Origin of the sequence: Pseudomonas alliivorans, from assembly GCF_017826695.1 — a bacterium.
GTDB lineage: Bacteria > Pseudomonadota > Gammaproteobacteria > Pseudomonadales > Pseudomonadaceae > Aquipseudomonas > Aquipseudomonas alliivorans.
On the sequence record NZ_JAFFZW010000013.1, the window covers coordinates 68,641 to 83,570 of the forward strand.

Sequence of the window (14,930 nt, forward strand, 5' to 3'; positions counted from 1 at the left end):
CACTGCCAGCGGGTATCAGCTTTCCAGCCAGACGTCCCGCGCCCAGTGCCAGACCGATTCCCAGCTTTCTTCGGTGACCAGTTCTTCTTCGGCGGACCACAACAGCACGGTGCCGTCTTCTTCGACGCAGTAGTAGTCGTCGCCGTCCTGGCAGATCGGAATCAGCTCGCGCGGTACACCGTCGTCCCAGGCGGTTGCGGCTACATCCGGCAGGTAGGTGTGCGACTGCGGGTCAGTGACCGTGACGGGCTCGAGGCTGCCATACACCACGTCGCTGACCGTCAGGAGAAACTCCTTGAAAACGTATGGAATGTTGATGAACAGCTGTTCTTCGATCTCGACCAACAGGTCTTCATCGGGCAGTTCGAGCGGAACCGGAACCGGTTCATTCGCTTCACGCAATTGTTCGATGACTTCTTCCACGACACGGATCCTCTTACTTGATGGCGCGGGTTATACAGTAGCGTAAAGCCTTTCTCAAAATAACTATCCGAACGGATAAACAAAAACCCCGGACATGTCCGGGGTTCTGAACGCAATAACGGAATCTGGTTCAACCGTTCTGGCGAATTCCCGCAACCAGCCATGGCTGGTTGTCGCCTTGCGCCCGTTCCATGTTCCAGCTTTCGCTGAACACTTCGCCCTGATCAAAGCGCGAAGTTTTGGAAACACCCGAGAATGTCAGGGTCGCGATCGTCTTGTCTGCGCGGTCATCGACACCGTCCAGCTGGACGTTGAGGTTGTCGATGTAAGTCGACTGGAAGCCATCGCCCAGGTCCGCACGTTCCTTTTTCAGGAACTGCAGCATTTGCGGGGTAACGAACTCTGCGATCTTGTCCATTTCGTTGGCGTCCCAGTGCTGCTGCAGCGACTGGAAGTGGCTGCGAGCGGCCTCAAGGAAGCGTTCCTCGTTGAACCAGGCTGGCGCGTTGATCACCGGTGCGGCGGAAGCGACCGAGCTGCTGCCGAAAATCGGGTTCTGCGCAGGCTGGCTGGCTTCACGCTGATAAGGCGCACCGGCACCGGCCATCTTCGGCTGTTGCTGCTGACGTCTGCGCGCAATGAAGCGGAAGATCAGGAAGGCGATGAGGCCCACGATCAGAATGTCGAACAGTTGAAGGCCCTGGAAGCCGTCACCCATGAACATGGCTGCAAGCAGGCCACCGGCAGCGATACCGGCCAATGGGCCCAACCAGCGGGATGCGCCGCTGGCGGCAGGTGTCGGGCGTCCGGCAGCGTTAGGGGCTGCGGCAGGCGTGGAAGGCGCAGTCTGGCGCGCCTGATGGGTCGGGGCCGAGCCCATGCTCTTGCCACCACCGAAACGCGCGGCGTTCACATCCAGGCTCAGAGTGAGCCCGATGCACAGCGCCATCGCGAAGCTAAGAAAACGTTGCATATGGGTATTCCCGTTTTGTGATTGCACGCGCGCCATGTTGCACAGCACATGGCTGCATGACCAGCGCGTTAATGTTTCGGACTTTTACACAAACAGCGTAAGACATTTCGCTGCGGCTTGTGGGCTTGGTCGTCGGCGCGTTCAGTTATACGCACGTCTTGCAGCAACCAACTGACTGTGGGAGGCAGCTTGCCGGCGATGGCGTCCGTTCAGTCGCTGACAGGTCGCTTCAAAAAATGCATCGCCGGCAAGCCGCGTCCCACACGCTGTGCATTCAACCCGACACTTCCGCAGAAGCGGTTACAACGCCACCAGCTTGGCGTAGCCCATCATCAGCCACTTGCTGCCTTCGGCGAAGTTGACCTGCACACGGGCCTGAGCGCCTGCGCCTTCGAAGTTGAGGATCACGCCTTCGCCGAATACGGCATGCTGCACACGCTGGCCCAGGGTGAACTCGGTTTCCGGGATGTCGGTGCCGGTGAACAGGCTGCTGTTATTGACCTTCTGCGTGCCGCCGAACGGCCGGCTGACGCTGTTGGACAGGCGCACTTCCTGAATCAGCGCGGGCGGGATTTCGCGTACGAAACGCGAAACCTTGTTGTAGGTCTCGCTGCCGTACAGGCGACGCGTCTCGGCGTAGGTCATGACCAAGTGCTGCATCGCGCGGGTAATGCCTACATAAGCCAGACGGCGTTCCTCCTCAAGACGGCCGGGCTCTTCCAGGCTCATCTTGTGCGGGAACAATCCTTCTTCCATGCCCACCAGAAACACGTGCGGAAACTCCAGCCCCTTGGCGCTGTGCAGCGTCATCAACTGGATGCTTTCTTCGTGCTCCTGGGCCTGAGTGTCACCGGCTTCCAGCGACGCATGCCCGAGGAAGGCGGCCAGCGGGGTCAGGTCTTCTTCACTTTCGGTGTTCTCGAAAGCACGTGCAGCGCTGACCAGTTCCTCAAGGTTTTCTACCCGTGCCTGGCCTTTCTCGCCTTTTTCCTGCTCGTGATAGGTGATCAGCCCGGACTGTTCGATGACGGTCTGGGTCATCAGGTGCAGCGGCATGTCCATGACCTTGGCCGACAGGTTCTCGATCAGCTCGATGAACCCGCCCAGCGCAGTCGCCGCACGGCCGGTCAGGCCTTTGTTGGCGACCAGCAGGCGCATGGCTTCCCACATCGACACGTCGGAATGGCGGGCATGTTCGCGGATCGCTTCGACGGTTTTTTCACCGATGCCGCGAGCCGGGACGTTGATGACCCGCTCAAGCGCTGCATCGTTACCGCGACCTTCCAGCAAGCGCAGGTAAGCCATGGCGTTCTTGATCTCGGCACGCTCGAAGAATCGCTGGCCACCATAGATGCGGTATGGAATGCGCTCGCGCAGCAGCGCTTCTTCCAGCACCCGCGACTGGGCGTTGGAGCGGTACAGAATGGCGATATCGTTACGCGAGATACCGGTCTTGAGCACGCTCTCGATGGTCTCGACCACATAACGCGCTTCGTCGTGTTCGTTGAAGGCGGCGTACAGGCTGATCAGTTCGCCGTCGCCGACATCGGTCCACAGCTCTTTGCCCAGGCGACCGCTGTTGTTGACGATCAAGCCGTTGGCCGCTTTGAGGATGCTCGCCGTGGAGCGGTAGTTCTGCTCAAGACGGATGACCTCGGTGTCCGGGAAGTCGGACGAGTACTGGTGAATGTTCTCGATCTTCGCGCCGCGCCAGCCGTAGATGGACTGGTCGTCGTCGCCGACCACCATCAGACTGTCGCCGCCCTGGGCCAGCAGACGCAACCAGGCGTACTGCACGGCGTTGGTGTCCTGGAACTCGTCCACCAGCACATGGCGGAAGCGACGCTGGTAGTGCGCCAGCAGACCAGGGTTGTCACGCCACAGGTCCAGAGCACGCAGCAGCAGTTCCGAGAAGTCGATCACGCCCGCCCGCTGGCAGGCCGCTTCGTAGGCTTCATAGATGCTGCGCATGGTGGTCAGGAACAGATCGCCGCTGGCCTGGATGTGCTGTGGGCGCAGACCTTCGTCCTTCTGCCCATTGATGAACCACTGTGCCTGACGGGCCGGCCAGCGTTGCTCGTCCAGGCCCAGGTCGCGGATCACGCGCTTGACCACGCGCTGCTGGTCGTCGCTGTCCAGGATCTGGAAGGTCTGCACCAGCCCGGCTTCCTGCCAGTGCGCCCGCAACAGGCGGTGCGCCAGGCCGTGGAACGTGCCGACCCACATGCCTGCCGGGCTGATGCCCATCAGTTGCTCGATGCGATGACGCATCTCGGCAGCGGCCTTGTTGGTGAACGTCACCGATAGCACTGAATGCGGGGAGGCTTGCTCGACCTGCATCAGCCAGGCGATGCGATGCACCAGCACACGGGTTTTGCCAGAGCCAGCTCCGGCCAGGACCAACTGACGACCCAGGGAGGCGGCTACGGCCTGACGCTGGGCATCGTTGAGGGAATTGAGAAGCAGAGAGAGATCATCGCGCATCGGCGCATTCTAGGGTGCTGCGTCATGGTGGGCAAACCATGCTTTGCGTAAGGCAATAAAAAACCGGTGACGCTGACGACCGGTCGGTCAGGGCCGCGAGCGTTGCGCGCCGCGCCTTGAGCGGGGCTTGATCGATCAGAGGAGTGGCATATTGATACTTTTGTTCAGTCCGGCAGTGTGGTCTGCCCGAGGCCTTGTGTATGCTCCGCACACGCTCAAGGCCAAGACCCTGTTTGAACGCTCCTGACCGGGCGCATGCGGGGTCTGATCAACGATAAGAACGACGCCATGACATACCGCTTCAGCGCGGGCGAGGCCCTTGAAAACACTCGCCGCGACCTCTACCGGCAGTTCGCCGCGCCCCTGGCGCTCGAACGCACGCGTCTTCTTTATCAGGGCTCACTGCTGCCGACGCTGTTCATGTTTCTGAACGGTCTGGTCTGCGCCTGGTTGCTCTGGGGCGCCGAACGCTATTTGCTGGTGTGGATCTGGCTGGGCTGGCTGTCTGCACTTGTCTGCCTTCGGATCACTCAGGTCGCCGCGTTTGAGTCGGCATCCAGAGAGCGTCAGGCACAACCGGTTTGGCGCAGGATGTTTCTCATGGGCGCGTGTGTCAGTGGCCTGACCCTGGCCGCTGCGGCAGTGGTGCTGGTCCCGGTGGAAAACTTTGAACAGCAGGCCTGGGTGTTCGGCCTGATCGGCGCTGCGATTCTGTCCGCCAGCGTCGCCTACGCCGTCAGCATTTCCGCGTTTCTGGTGTTCAGCCTGTCCTGCCTGTTACCTCCAATTCTGTACCTGTTCTGGGGCGGGGACGTGCCGTTTCGTGGCTGGGGCTGGCTCGGACTCATCCTGTTGTTTGCCCTGAGCGTAGTCGCGTGGCAGGTCAATCGTCTGCTGGAGCGCAGCCTGCTGAGTCGCTTCCAGAATCAGGCTTTGATCGAGCATCTGCAGCAGGCGCAGGCGACCAGTGAGGCACTCAACACCGAGCTGGCCCATGAAATCGATCAGCGCCGCGAAGCCGAACGCGGTTTGAGAGAGGCGCAGATTGGGCTGGAGGATCGTGTGGCCCGGCGTACGCTTGAGCTGGAGGAAGCCAATCAGGCGTTGAGCAAAAGTCCGCCGCGCCTGGCCGCCACCGTTTTCGACGCCGCCAGCGAAGGCATCGTGATCTTCGATCCGGACTACTGCATCCTCACGGTGAATCAGGCGTTCAGCCGGGTGAGTGGCTATCAGCCGGATGATTTGATCGGACGCCGGGTGACGGACATTGCCAGCAGCCGCGATGCGCGGCGTCACTTTCAGGCCATTCATCAATCACTGGAGCAGACCGGTCAATGGCAGGGCGAACTCGTCGAAGCGCGCAAGAACGGTGAGCTTTATCCGCAATGGCTGCAGTTGAACGTCGTGCGCGATAAGGCAGGGAAATTGAGCCACATTGTCGGCTTTTTCTCCGACCTTTCTTCGCGACGTGCCGCTGAAGAGCGCATGCGCTATCTGGCGCATTTCGATGAACTGACCGGGCTGGCCAACCGTTCGCTGTTCAACGAGCGCCTGCGTGAAGCTCGCGAGCGTGTGCGGTCGGGAGGTCGAAGTCTGGCACTGCTGCATATCAATCTGGACCGTTTCAAGCTGCTCAACGAAAGCCTGGGTCACGAAATCGCTGATCAATTGCTCAGGCACATTGCACGTCGGTTGAGCAACGCGATGCCGGAAGCCGACACGGTCGCGAGGCTCTCCGGCGACGAGTTCGGCGTATTGTTCGACAGTTACTCGAACCTCTCCAGCCTGGCCCGTGTAACCAATCGCCTGCTGGGCAAATTGCGCGTACCGCTATCGGTCGCTGGCCACGAGCTGGTGATCAGCGCATCGGTGGGCATCAGTCTACTGTCGGAATCGGCCCGTGAGGTCTCGGCACTGGTGAGTCAGGCGAACATGGCGATGCAGCACGCCAAGCACCTGGGCGGCAACAATTTCCAGTTCTTCACCGAGAGCCTGCAGGCCAGCACGCTGGAGCGCCTGCAAATGGAAATCCAGTTGCGCAGGGCCATCGAAGATCATCAACTGCTGGTCTTTTATCAGCCCAAGCTGAGCCTGAGGAGTGGACGTCTGGACTCGGCCGAAGCCCTGGTGCGATGGCACCACCCACAGCGCGGCATGGTGCCACCGGGGGAGTTCATCGGACTTGCCGAGGAAACCGGGCTGATCGGCGCCATCGGCGAATTCGTGCTGCGCAAGGCATGCTGGCAGGCCTGCGAATGGCAGCGTCAAGGCATGGCGCCGATCAGGGTATCGGTCAACCTGTCGGTCCATCAATTGCGTCAGGGGAAACTGGTGAGTCTGGTGCGGCAGGTGCTTGAGGAAACCGGTCTGGAACCGCAATGGCTGGAGCTGGAGCTGACTGAAAGCCAGTTGCTCGACAGCGTCGAACACATTATCGCGACCTTTCAGCAGTTGCGTGAGCTGGGCGTAAAGCTGGCCATCGATGACTTCGGCACCGGCTACTCTTCATTGAGTTACCTGCGACGCTTTCCGGTGGACTACGTGAAGATCGACCGGGCATTCATCAGCGGGTTGGGCGATGGCACCGAAGACGCCGCCATCATTCAGGCAATCATTTCCATGGCTCACAGCCTGGGGTTGAAGGTGGTCGCCGAGGGCGTTGAAAACCAGAGTCAGCTGGAGTTCCTCAGGGAGCATGGATGCGATGAGGTACAGGGTTATCTGATCAGCCGGCCGATCGAGGCGTCTGCCATGGCTGCGATGCTGATTCAGTCGCGCTGAGACAGCGCCGTGGCTGTAGTGGACTCGGCATAATGTAGGATTATTCCCACAAAAAAGAGCGATTTGCCCGTCCTCACTCCGGTTAAGGCGTTCCACGTTCGTTTAACTGGGCGTCTCGCAGGTCATGTAGTATAACTACAAGAAAGCTACAACCCGCCCACCGCTTCATTACCGAGTCTGCCTTTTGAATCTGCTGCAACACATCGCCCAGTCACGTCACCTGCTGCGCAAATCGGAGCTCAAGGTAGCCGACCATGTGCTGCTCGACCCTGCCGCTGTGATGCACAGTTCCATGGCTGATCTTGCCCACAGCGTGGGCATCAGCGAGCCAACCATCGTTCGCTTCTGTCGCGCCATCGGTTGTACCGGGTTTCAGGACCTCAAGCTCAAGCTGGCCCAGAGCCTGGCGGCAGGTGCCAGTTTCGGGCAGTTCGCGATTCATGAAGACGATTCGGTCGCCGACTACAGCCTGAAGATTTTCGACACCACCCTGCACACCCTGATGGAAGTGCGGGAGAACCTCGATCCCCATGCGCTACAACTGGCGGTTACGGCCATGGCCGGTGCCAATCGTGTCGAGTTCTATGGCTTCGGTGCGTCCGGTGCCGTGGCGGCCGATGCGCAGCACAAGTTCTTCCGGTTGCTTTTGACGGCGGCGGCTTACTCCGACCCGCACATGCAGGCCATGTCAGCCGCGACGCTCAAGCCGACAGACGTTGCGGTGTGTATTTCCCAGTCCGGCCGCTCCAAGGATCTGCTGATCACCGCCAACATGGTGCGTGAGAGCGGCGCGACCCTGATTACCCTGTGTCCGAGCCAGACGCCACTGGCCGAGCTGTCTTCGGTCAATCTGGCCATCGACGTCCACGAAGACACCGAGATCTATACGCCGCTGACCTCGCGCATCGCACATCTGGTGGTCATCGATGTGCTGGCGATGGGCGTGGCCATGGCGCGTGGGCCGAGCCTGGTCAACCACCTCAAAAGCGTCAAACGCAGCTTGCGCAGCCTGCGTCTGTCACCGAAATCGATCAAGCCTCACGAAGACTGACAGCGTCGCAGTCAGCATCAAAACATCATGAAAACGCCGCCAGAGACCTTGAAGTCACTGGCGGGCGTCGTCAAGCACGAGTCTGTTGCGCGTTGATCAATGCGTCACTTCTACGCTGTCAATGCAAGCCAGCAACTGATCGTTCTGATAAATCTTTACTGCGGTGATGGTTGCATCGCTTGGCTGGGTGTAGGTAACTCGCGCTTCGCCTATAACCTGCAGGCCGATGCCTTCATTGCTATAGGTCAGATCCAGATTCAATTGGCCCTTGGTACTTGGCTTGCTACTGAGGGTCAGCTGGGGAATATCGTTGCTGGCACGGGTGGATACGATGCCGGTTACCGTAAAGGTATTTACGCCGGGCATCCTGTCGTCACGGGCGCGCCATTCTTTGTTGTCGGTAGTCATTTTCAGCTCCTTTCCATGGATGCTTTCACTGGCCGGTTGCCAGTGATTTGCGTCCTGCAGGGCTAGTATCTGCTTGTCTGTCTCCCGAATCGGAATACATATGTATATGTTTTCGACCCATACCCCTGGAAAATGTAACTGCCTTGTCATGTTTTCGCCGCGCCTTCGTAACCACGAGGTGCAAAGATGCATTTCCACACAACGTATTGGGAGACAGGACATGGCTCGGCACTACGACGATTTACCCAACAGCACCGTGAAAACCCGCCGTCAGCAGGAAGATCAGCGTCGCATGGAATTTCGTCGCGCTATCGAGAGCTACTGTGAGGCACGCCAGCTCAATCAGGATCTGTGTGACTACCTGGACGGCGTGACCGGCCCGGTCTGGCAGACCCTCACGCCGTCCGAGGACGGCCGTCGAAGCGTTCGACAAGCTGGCTGATCTGCGCGCGTTCACTGCGAATGAACGCCAGAAAAGCGTGCGCCACCGGAGACAGTCGTTTGTCTCTGGCCTGAGCCACGCACCAGCTTCTGTACAGCGGCAACTCCGCCACGGGCAGCTCCACGAGCGCGCCAGTGGCGAGTTCATGACACACCGCATGACGTGTCAGCATCGCCAGTCCCAACCCGGCCACTACGCATTCGCGCTGGGCTTCGCTTGAAGACACTTCCGATGTCTGCGTGAAATGCACGCGTTTCTCCTTGAAATATTCCTCGCAGGCCCGGCGTGTGCCCGATCCTGGCTCTCGGGTCAGCAACGGCCAGGGCTCCAGATCCCGCAGGTTCAGGGAGGCGTGACTGCAAAGCGGATGATCCGGTGGTGCCACAGCAACGATGGGATTGTTGAGGAACGGCAGAAACTCCAGCCCCATGTCCTGCGGCACCATTGACATGATCACCAGATCATCGCGGTTGTCCGACAGTCTTCTGATCACCAGCGCCCGATTCACCACGGTCAGGTTCAGACTGACTTCCGGGTGCTGGCGTTTGAAGGCGGCAAACAGGTGCGGGACGAAATACTTGCAGCTCGATTCGATGGCCAGCTTCAACTGACCCTGCAGCGAACCCTGCATGTCCGAGAGCTGCATATCGAGGTTTTCCAGGCGGCCAAAAATATCTTTACTGGCAGCCTGCAGCGCTTCGGCGGCTTCAGTGAGATACAGCTTTTTGCCGACGTACTCGAACAGCGGCTGCCCGATCAGTTCTTCAAGCTGGCGAATCTGCAGGCTGACCGCAGGTTGAGTCAGTGCCATTTCCTCGGCCGCGCGGCTGTACGAGCGCAGGTCGCACACCTCATTGAAAATACGCAGTTGACGCAACGTCATACGCATCAATGACTTACGCATGGTTATCGATTCCCGTCACTGGTCAGGATGATGACTATAAGCTTTTACTTATGGCTAACCCAATTTTTACTCATTTTTATTAATTGTCGATCAGGCATAGGGTGTCCCTGCGGCATTCAGTCACATGCCCAGTTACAAAAGTAGCCAGGACGTTGGTCCTTAAGGTCGAGGAAACGCCAGTGATAACAAAAATATTGATCGCCAACCGTGGAGAGATTGCCGTCCGCATCGTGCGCGCCTGCGCCGAGATGGGCATTCGCTCGGTGGCCATCTTTTCCGACGCCGACCGGCATGCCCTGCATGTCAAACGCGCTGACGAAGCCTATAGCATTGGTGCCGAACCGCTGGCGGGTTACCTGAACCCCCGCAAGCTGGTCAATCTCGCCGTGGAAACCGGTTGTGATGCGCTGCATCCCGGTTATGGTTTTCTCTCGGAAAATGCCGAACTGGCAGACATCTGCGCCGAACGTGGCATCAAGTTCATTGGTCCGTCTGCTGAAGTCATTCGCCGTATGGGTGACAAGACTGAAGCGCGCCGCAGCATGATCAAGGCCGGGGTGCCGGTCACACCGGGTACCGAAGGCAACGTCGCCGACATTCAGGAAGCGCTGATCGAAGGAGATCGCATCGGCTATCCGGTGATGCTCAAAGCCACTTCCGGTGGTGGTGGACGCGGTATCCGTCGCTGCAACAGCCGCGAAGAACTGGAGCAGGCGTTTCCCCGAGTGATCTCGGAAGCGACCAAAGCCTTTGGTTCGGCCGAAGTGTTTCTGGAAAAGTGCATCGTCAACCCCAAGCACATCGAAGCGCAGATTCTGGGCGACAGTTTCGGCAACGTCGTGCATCTGTTCGAGCGCGACTGCTCGATCCAGCGCCGCAATCAGAAGCTCATCGAAATCGCCCCCAGTCCGCAACTGACTCCGGAACAGCGCGCCTACATCGGCGATCTGTCAGTGCGCGCGGCCAAGGCGGTGGGCTACGAGAACGCTGGCACCGTGGAGTTCCTGCTCGCCGATGGTGAGGTGTACTTCATGGAAATGAATACCCGGGTTCAGGTGGAGCACACCATCACCGAAGAAATCACCGGGATCGATATCGTTCGTGAGCAGATTCGTATCGCGTCCGGCCAGCCGCTGTCGGTCAAACAGGAAGACATCATCCATCGTGGTTTCGCGTTGCAGTTTCGGATCAACGCCGAAGACCCGAAAAACAACTTTCTGCCCAGTTTCGGCAAGATCACCCGCTATTACGCACCCGGTGGCCCCGGTGTACGCACCGACACGGCGATCTACACCGGCTACACCATCCCGCCGTTCTACGACTCGATGTGCCTGAAGCTGATCGTCTGGGCGCTGACCTGGGAAGAAGCGATGGACCGCGGCCTTCGTGCCCTGGACGACATGCGTCTGCAAGGGGTGAAGACCACCGCCGCGTACTACCAGGAAATTCTGCGCAACCCGGAATTCCGCAGTGGTGAGTTCAACACCAGCTTCGTCGAAAGCCACCCTGAACTGACCAACTACTCGATCAAGCGCAAACCCGAAGAGCTGGCTCTGGCCATCGCCGCCGCCATTGCCGCCCACGCAGGCCTGTAAGGAATACTGAAATGTCCAAGAAGATCTTCGTTACCGACACCATCCTGCGTGATGCTCACCAATCGTTGCTGGCCACGCGCATGCGCACCGAAGACATGCTGCCGATCTGCGAAAAGCTCGACAAGGTCGGCTACTGGTCCCTTGAAGTCTGGGGCGGCGCGACCTTCGATGCCTGCGTGCGCTTTCTGAAGGAAGACCCGTGGGAACGCCTGCGTCAGTTGCGCGCGGCACTTCCCAACACCCGCCTGCAAATGTTGCTGCGCGGTCAGAACCTGCTGGGCTATCGCCATTACAGCGATGATGTGGTCAGGGCGTTCGTCGCCAAGGCGGCCGTCAATGGCATCGACGTGTTCCGTATCTTCGATGCCATGAACGACGTGCGTAATCTGCGCGTGGCGATCGAGGCGGTGAAGGCGGCGGGCAAGCATGCGCAAGGCACCATCGCTTACACGACCAGTCCGGTTCACACCATTGATGCGTTTGTGGCACAGGCCCGGCAAATGGAAGCCATGGGCTGCGATTCGGTCGCGATCAAGGACATGGCTGGCTTGCTGACGCCTTTCGCCACAGGCGAATTGGTTCGTGCATTGAAGGCCGAGCAGTCGCTGCCGGTGTTCATCCACTCTCACGACACGGCCGGTTTGGCCGCCATGTGTCAGCTCAAGGCGGTCGAAAGCGGCGCTGATCACATCGACACCGCCATCTCCAGCTTCGCGTGGGGCACCAGTCATCCGGGCACTGAATCCATGGTCGCCGCGCTCAAGGGCAGCGAGTTCGACACCGGGCTGGATCTGGAGCTCTTGCAGGACATCGGTCTGTACTTCTACGCCGTGCGCAAGAAGTACCACCAGTTCGAAAGCGAGTTCACCGCCGTCGACACCCGCGTGCAGGTCAACCAGGTACCGGGCGGAATGATTTCCAACCTGGCCAACCAGCTCAAGGAGCAGGGCGCGCTCAACCGCATGAACGAAGTGCTGGCCGAGATCCCGCGGGTGCGCAAGGACCTGGGCTATCCGCCGCTGGTCACGCCGACCTCGCAGATCGTTGGCACCCAGGCGTTTTTCAACGTGCTCGCTGGCGAGCGCTACAAGACCATCACCAATGAAGTGAAGCTTTACCTGCAGGGTGGCTACGGCAAGGCACCGGGTCAGGTGGACGAGAAGCTGCGTCGTCAGGCTATCGGTAACGAAGAGTTGATCGATGTGCGTCCGGCCGACCTGCTCAAGCCGGAAATGACCAAGCTGCGGGCCGAAATCGGGGCGCTGGCCAAGTCCGAGGAAGACGTGCTGACCTTCGCCATGTTCCCGGACATCGGTCGCAAGTTCCTGGAAGAGCGCGCTGCCGGAACGCTGACGCCTGAGGTGTTGCTGCCGATCCCCGAAGCGGGCAGCGTTGCCCGTGCAGGCGGCGAGGGCGTTCCGACGGAGTTCGTGATCGATGTGCATGGCGAGACTTATCGCGTGGACATCACTGGCGTGGGCGTCAAGGCCGAGGGCAAGCGCCATTTCTATCTGTCGATTGACGGCATGCCGGAAGAGGTGGTGTTCGAACCGCTCAACGAGTTTGTCAGCGGTGGCGCCAGCAAGCGCAAACAGGCGCATGCGCCGGGCGATGTCAGCACCACCATGCCGGGCAACATCGTCGATGTGCTGGTCAAGGAGGGCGACATCGTCAAGGTCGGCCAGGCCGTACTGATTACCGAAGCGATGAAGATGGAAACCGAAGTTCAGGCCTCCATTGCCGGCAAGGTCGTGGCCATCCATGTCGCCAAGGGCGACCGCGTGAATCCGGGCGAAGTCCTGATCGAGATAGAAGGCTGATCGGGCGCAGAGCCGAAGCTGAACCGTTTACCTCTGGGGGAGCCTTCATGGCTCCCTTTTTTTTATTTATACCGCCCGGAATGAGGCGCGGAGCGTCCGGGCGGCGTTCCCACACAGGGCGTGGGAACGATCAAAACTGCAGGTCACTGGACTGTGGCAGGCGGCTTGCCGGCGATGAAGTCAAAGTGGTGTGTCAGGAAAGTCGCGTCATCGTTCATCGCGGGCAAGCCCTGTACCACAGTTCACCGACCCACACGCTGAGCCTGCTGCCGAAACGCCTCCAGCCCTCTGATCTGCTGTCCGTCCTTGAAGTTATCCACAGCCAGCCAGCCTTCGAATGCAGACTGCAGCTTGGGCCACTCACTGTCGAGGATCGAATACCACGCAGTGTCACGGCTCGCGCCCTTGACCACCATGTGTTGGCGGAAAGTACCCTCATAACTGAACCCGAATCGGTCAGCGGCGCGTTTGGAGCGGGCATTGTTGGCGTTGCATTTCCATTCCAGGCGGCGGTTGCCCAGTCGAAAGGCTTCCCTGGCCAGCAAGTAGATCGCTTCGGTGCCTTTGGGTGTGCGTTGCATGGCAGCGCTGAACGTCACGTGGCCAATCTCGATCCGCCCGTGTGCCGCAAAGATCGATAGAAAACTGATTACGCCCTCGGCCTTGCCGGTTTGCTGATTGATCACGGTGTAAAACCACGGATCTGTCGCCACCTGATGTCCGGCCAGCCAGGCATCGAACGCACTGCGCTCGTTGAACGGCCCATAGGGTAGATAGTCCCACAGCTTCGGGTCGGCATCCGGTCCTTGAAGTACTGACCACAGGTCATCGGCGTGCCGGGCCGTCTCCAGTTTTTCCAGGCGGACGAAGCGTCCGCTCAGGGGCTGCGGGCCAGGCAATGTCGCGGGTTGCCAATCCAGTGGAATCTCAGACATCAATCATTTCCCTTCAGAGAGCCTTGCGAAATTGAATGTAGCCGCCGCGATCAGCGATGCGTTCATACAACTGAATGGCCGTGGCGTTGGTTTCGTGAGTCAGCCAATGCACCTTGTCACAGTCGTCGGCCTTGGCGGTCATGTAGACATGCTCGATCAATTGCCTGCCGATCCCGGTGCCGCGCTGTTCCGGCGCAACGATCAGATCCTGCAAATAACAGGCATTCCTGATGCTCCAGTTGGAGCGATGGTAGATAAAATTCACCATGCCCACCGCTTTGCCGTCCAGCCATGCCAGGGCGGAGTGTGTCGGCTCGTTTGGATCGAGCAGGCGTTGCCAGGTCACGTCGCTGACGCCTTCGGCCAGTTCGGTCTTGTAGAAGCGCAGATAGGCCTGCCAGAGCGGCAGCCATGCATGGTGGTCGTCAACACTGACGGCGCGTATCTGGACGTCACTCATGAAACAATCTCCAGGGAACTCATAAGGCGAGCGATGTGTTGTTCGTTGATATTCGGGCTCGCGGCGAGGCCGTCACGGACTCCGGCCATGTCTGTGGCACTGCGGTTCTGGCTGAGTTTGCGTTTGCCTTCCAGACGCTGGACGGGCAGGGCGAAGCCGACGATGGCTCCGAGCATCTTGGCGATGTACTCGGCGGGTGCGTCGTCGATGGACCAGGGTTGTGCGCGACCAGGCTCGTGCCTTGCCGTCAGCTCATCCAGAAGCTGGCGCAGTCGTGACGGGTCGGTAAAGGTTTCGGCCTTGCCGTAGGCGTGCACCGCAAGGTAGTTCCAGGTGGGCACGACCTGACCATGCTCGGCTTTGCTCGGGTAATAAGAAGGACTGACGTACGCGTCCTCGCCGGGGAAAATCACCAGTGCCTCGGCGCAAGTCTCCAACTGCCGCCACTGCGGGTTCGCTCTGGCCAGATGGCCGTAAAGCGTCCCATTGGGACCCTGATCTTCGCGCAGCAACAGGGGCAGGTGCGAAGCCTGCAGGCCGTCTTCGTTCCAGGTAACCAGAATCGCCAGACGAGTCTGATTCATCTGTTCATGGAGTCTGGACGTTTCGTGGTCTCTGAATGCTGCTGGTGTGTACATGGCGGTACTCCTCGGC

General features: G+C 59.6%; 13 protein-coding genes. 5 read left to right on the forward strand and 8 right to left on the reverse strand.

What is annotated here, in order from left to right:
* Positions 1 to 15: 15 nt before the first annotated feature.
* The 3 genes from JTJ32_RS24370 to uvrD form a co-directional block, all read right to left on the reverse strand.
* On the reverse strand, positions 16 to 423 hold the full coding sequence (locus JTJ32_RS24370) for an SMI1/KNR4 family protein (protein ID WP_099231180.1): 408 nt from the start codon (positions 421 to 423) through the stop codon (positions 16 to 18).
* A gap of 130 nt (positions 424 to 553) precedes the next feature.
* Complete coding sequence (locus JTJ32_RS24375) at positions 554 to 1,396, reverse strand: Tim44 domain-containing protein (RefSeq protein WP_210043583.1); 843 nt, start codon at positions 1,394 to 1,396, stop codon at positions 554 to 556.
* 300 nt (positions 1,397 to 1,696) lie between these two features.
* Positions 1,697 to 3,880 (reverse strand): DNA helicase II, encoded by a 2,184-nt coding sequence (gene uvrD, locus JTJ32_RS24380; protein ID WP_210043585.1) that lies wholly within the window; start codon positions 3,878 to 3,880, stop codon positions 1,697 to 1,699.
* 288 nt (positions 3,881 to 4,168) lie between these two features.
* Between uvrD and JTJ32_RS24385 the strand changes: the two genes are divergently transcribed.
* Positions 4,169 to 6,661 carry a putative bifunctional diguanylate cyclase/phosphodiesterase gene (locus tag JTJ32_RS24385; protein ID WP_099231291.1) on the forward strand — a complete coding sequence of 831 codons (2,493 nt, stop codon included), beginning with the start codon at positions 4,169 to 4,171 and terminating at the stop codon, positions 6,659 to 6,661.
* Between the two features lie 184 nt (positions 6,662 to 6,845).
* On the forward strand, positions 6,846 to 7,712 hold the full coding sequence (hexR, locus tag JTJ32_RS24390) for a transcriptional regulator HexR (RefSeq protein WP_004881672.1): 867 nt from the start codon (positions 6,846 to 6,848) through the stop codon (positions 7,710 to 7,712).
* A gap of 96 nt (positions 7,713 to 7,808) precedes the next feature.
* On the opposite strand, the gene JTJ32_RS24395 is transcribed toward hexR, so the two are convergent.
* Positions 7,809 to 8,120: a hypothetical protein gene (locus JTJ32_RS24395; RefSeq protein WP_099231188.1), complete on the reverse strand. Its 312-nt coding sequence runs from the start codon at positions 8,118 to 8,120 to the stop codon at positions 7,809 to 7,811.
* Between the two features lie 220 nt (positions 8,121 to 8,340).
* Between JTJ32_RS24395 and JTJ32_RS24400 the strand changes: the two genes are divergently transcribed.
* Entirely contained in the window at positions 8,341 to 8,562 is a 222-nt protein-coding gene (locus JTJ32_RS24400; RefSeq protein ID WP_099231190.1) for a PA3496 family putative envelope integrity protein, read from the forward strand.
* On the opposite strand, the gene JTJ32_RS24405 is transcribed toward JTJ32_RS24400, so the two are convergent.
* Positions 8,516 to 9,466 carry a LysR family transcriptional regulator gene (locus JTJ32_RS24405; RefSeq protein WP_236059436.1) on the reverse strand — a complete coding sequence of 317 codons (951 nt, stop codon included), beginning with the start codon at positions 9,464 to 9,466 and terminating at the stop codon, positions 8,516 to 8,518. The genes JTJ32_RS24400 and JTJ32_RS24405 overlap by 47 nt on opposite strands.
* 179 nt (positions 9,467 to 9,645) lie before the next feature.
* Here JTJ32_RS24405 and JTJ32_RS24410 point away from each other — a divergent pair, with 179 nt between their 5' ends.
* Together JTJ32_RS24410 and oadA are read left to right on the forward strand one after the other, a co-directional pair.
* Positions 9,646 to 11,061, forward strand: a complete 1,416-nt coding sequence (locus JTJ32_RS24410) for an acetyl-CoA carboxylase biotin carboxylase subunit (protein ID WP_099231194.1) — start codon at positions 9,646 to 9,648, stop codon at positions 11,059 to 11,061.
* 11 nt (positions 11,062 to 11,072) lie between these two features.
* Positions 11,073 to 12,881, forward strand: a complete 1,809-nt coding sequence (gene oadA / locus JTJ32_RS24415; RefSeq protein ID WP_099231196.1) for a sodium-extruding oxaloacetate decarboxylase subunit alpha — start codon at positions 11,073 to 11,075, stop codon at positions 12,879 to 12,881.
* 242 nt (positions 12,882 to 13,123) lie between these two features.
* On the opposite strand, the gene JTJ32_RS24420 is transcribed toward oadA, so the two are convergent.
* The 3 genes from JTJ32_RS24420 to JTJ32_RS24430 are packed head-to-tail and all read right to left on the reverse strand — an operon-like array spanning position 13,124 to position 14,914.
* On the reverse strand, positions 13,124 to 13,816 hold the full coding sequence (locus JTJ32_RS24420) for a GNAT family N-acetyltransferase (protein ID WP_210043587.1): 693 nt from the start codon (positions 13,814 to 13,816) through the stop codon (positions 13,124 to 13,126).
* Positions 13,817 to 13,829: 13 nt separating this feature from the next.
* Positions 13,830 to 14,276 (reverse strand): GNAT family N-acetyltransferase, encoded by a 447-nt coding sequence (locus JTJ32_RS24425; RefSeq protein WP_184322487.1) that lies wholly within the window; start codon positions 14,274 to 14,276, stop codon positions 13,830 to 13,832.
* The gene (locus tag JTJ32_RS24430; RefSeq protein WP_210043588.1) at positions 14,273 to 14,914 is read right to left on the reverse strand and encodes an FMN-binding negative transcriptional regulator; all 642 of its coding nucleotides are present in this window, start codon (positions 14,912 to 14,914) and stop codon (positions 14,273 to 14,275) included. Before JTJ32_RS24430 ends, JTJ32_RS24425 begins: the two co-directional genes overlap by 4 nt.
* Positions 14,915 to 14,930 lie beyond the last annotated feature (16 nt).

Excerpts from the sequence above, each read along its gene's own strand:
- JTJ32_RS24375 (WP_210043583.1), bottom strand. The coding sequence starts at position 1,396 with ATGCAACGTTTTCTTAGCTTCGCGATGGCGCTGTGCATCGGGCTCACT.
- uvrD (WP_210043585.1), bottom strand. The coding sequence starts at position 3,880 with ATGCGCGATGATCTCTCTCTGCTTCTCAATTCCCTCAACGATGCCCAG.
- JTJ32_RS24385 (WP_099231291.1), top strand. The coding sequence starts at position 4,169 with ATGACATACCGCTTCAGCGCGGGCGAGGCCCTTGAAAACACTCGCCGC.
- JTJ32_RS24395 (WP_099231188.1), bottom strand. The coding sequence starts at position 8,120 with ATGACTACCGACAACAAAGAATGGCGCGCCCGTGACGACAGGATGCCC.
- JTJ32_RS24400 (WP_099231190.1), top strand. The coding sequence starts at position 8,341 with ATGGCTCGGCACTACGACGATTTACCCAACAGCACCGTGAAAACCCGC.
- JTJ32_RS24405 (WP_236059436.1), bottom strand. The coding sequence starts at position 9,466 with ATGCGTAAGTCATTGATGCGTATGACGTTGCGTCAACTGCGTATTTTC.
- oadA (WP_099231196.1), top strand. The coding sequence starts at position 11,073 with ATGTCCAAGAAGATCTTCGTTACCGACACCATCCTGCGTGATGCTCAC.
- JTJ32_RS24420 (WP_210043587.1), bottom strand. The coding sequence starts at position 13,816 with ATGTCTGAGATTCCACTGGATTGGCAACCCGCGACATTGCCTGGCCCG.
- JTJ32_RS24425 (WP_184322487.1), bottom strand. The coding sequence starts at position 14,276 with ATGAGTGACGTCCAGATACGCGCCGTCAGTGTTGACGACCACCATGCA.
- JTJ32_RS24430 (WP_210043588.1), bottom strand. The coding sequence starts at position 14,914 with ATGTACACACCAGCAGCATTCAGAGACCACGAAACGTCCAGACTCCAT.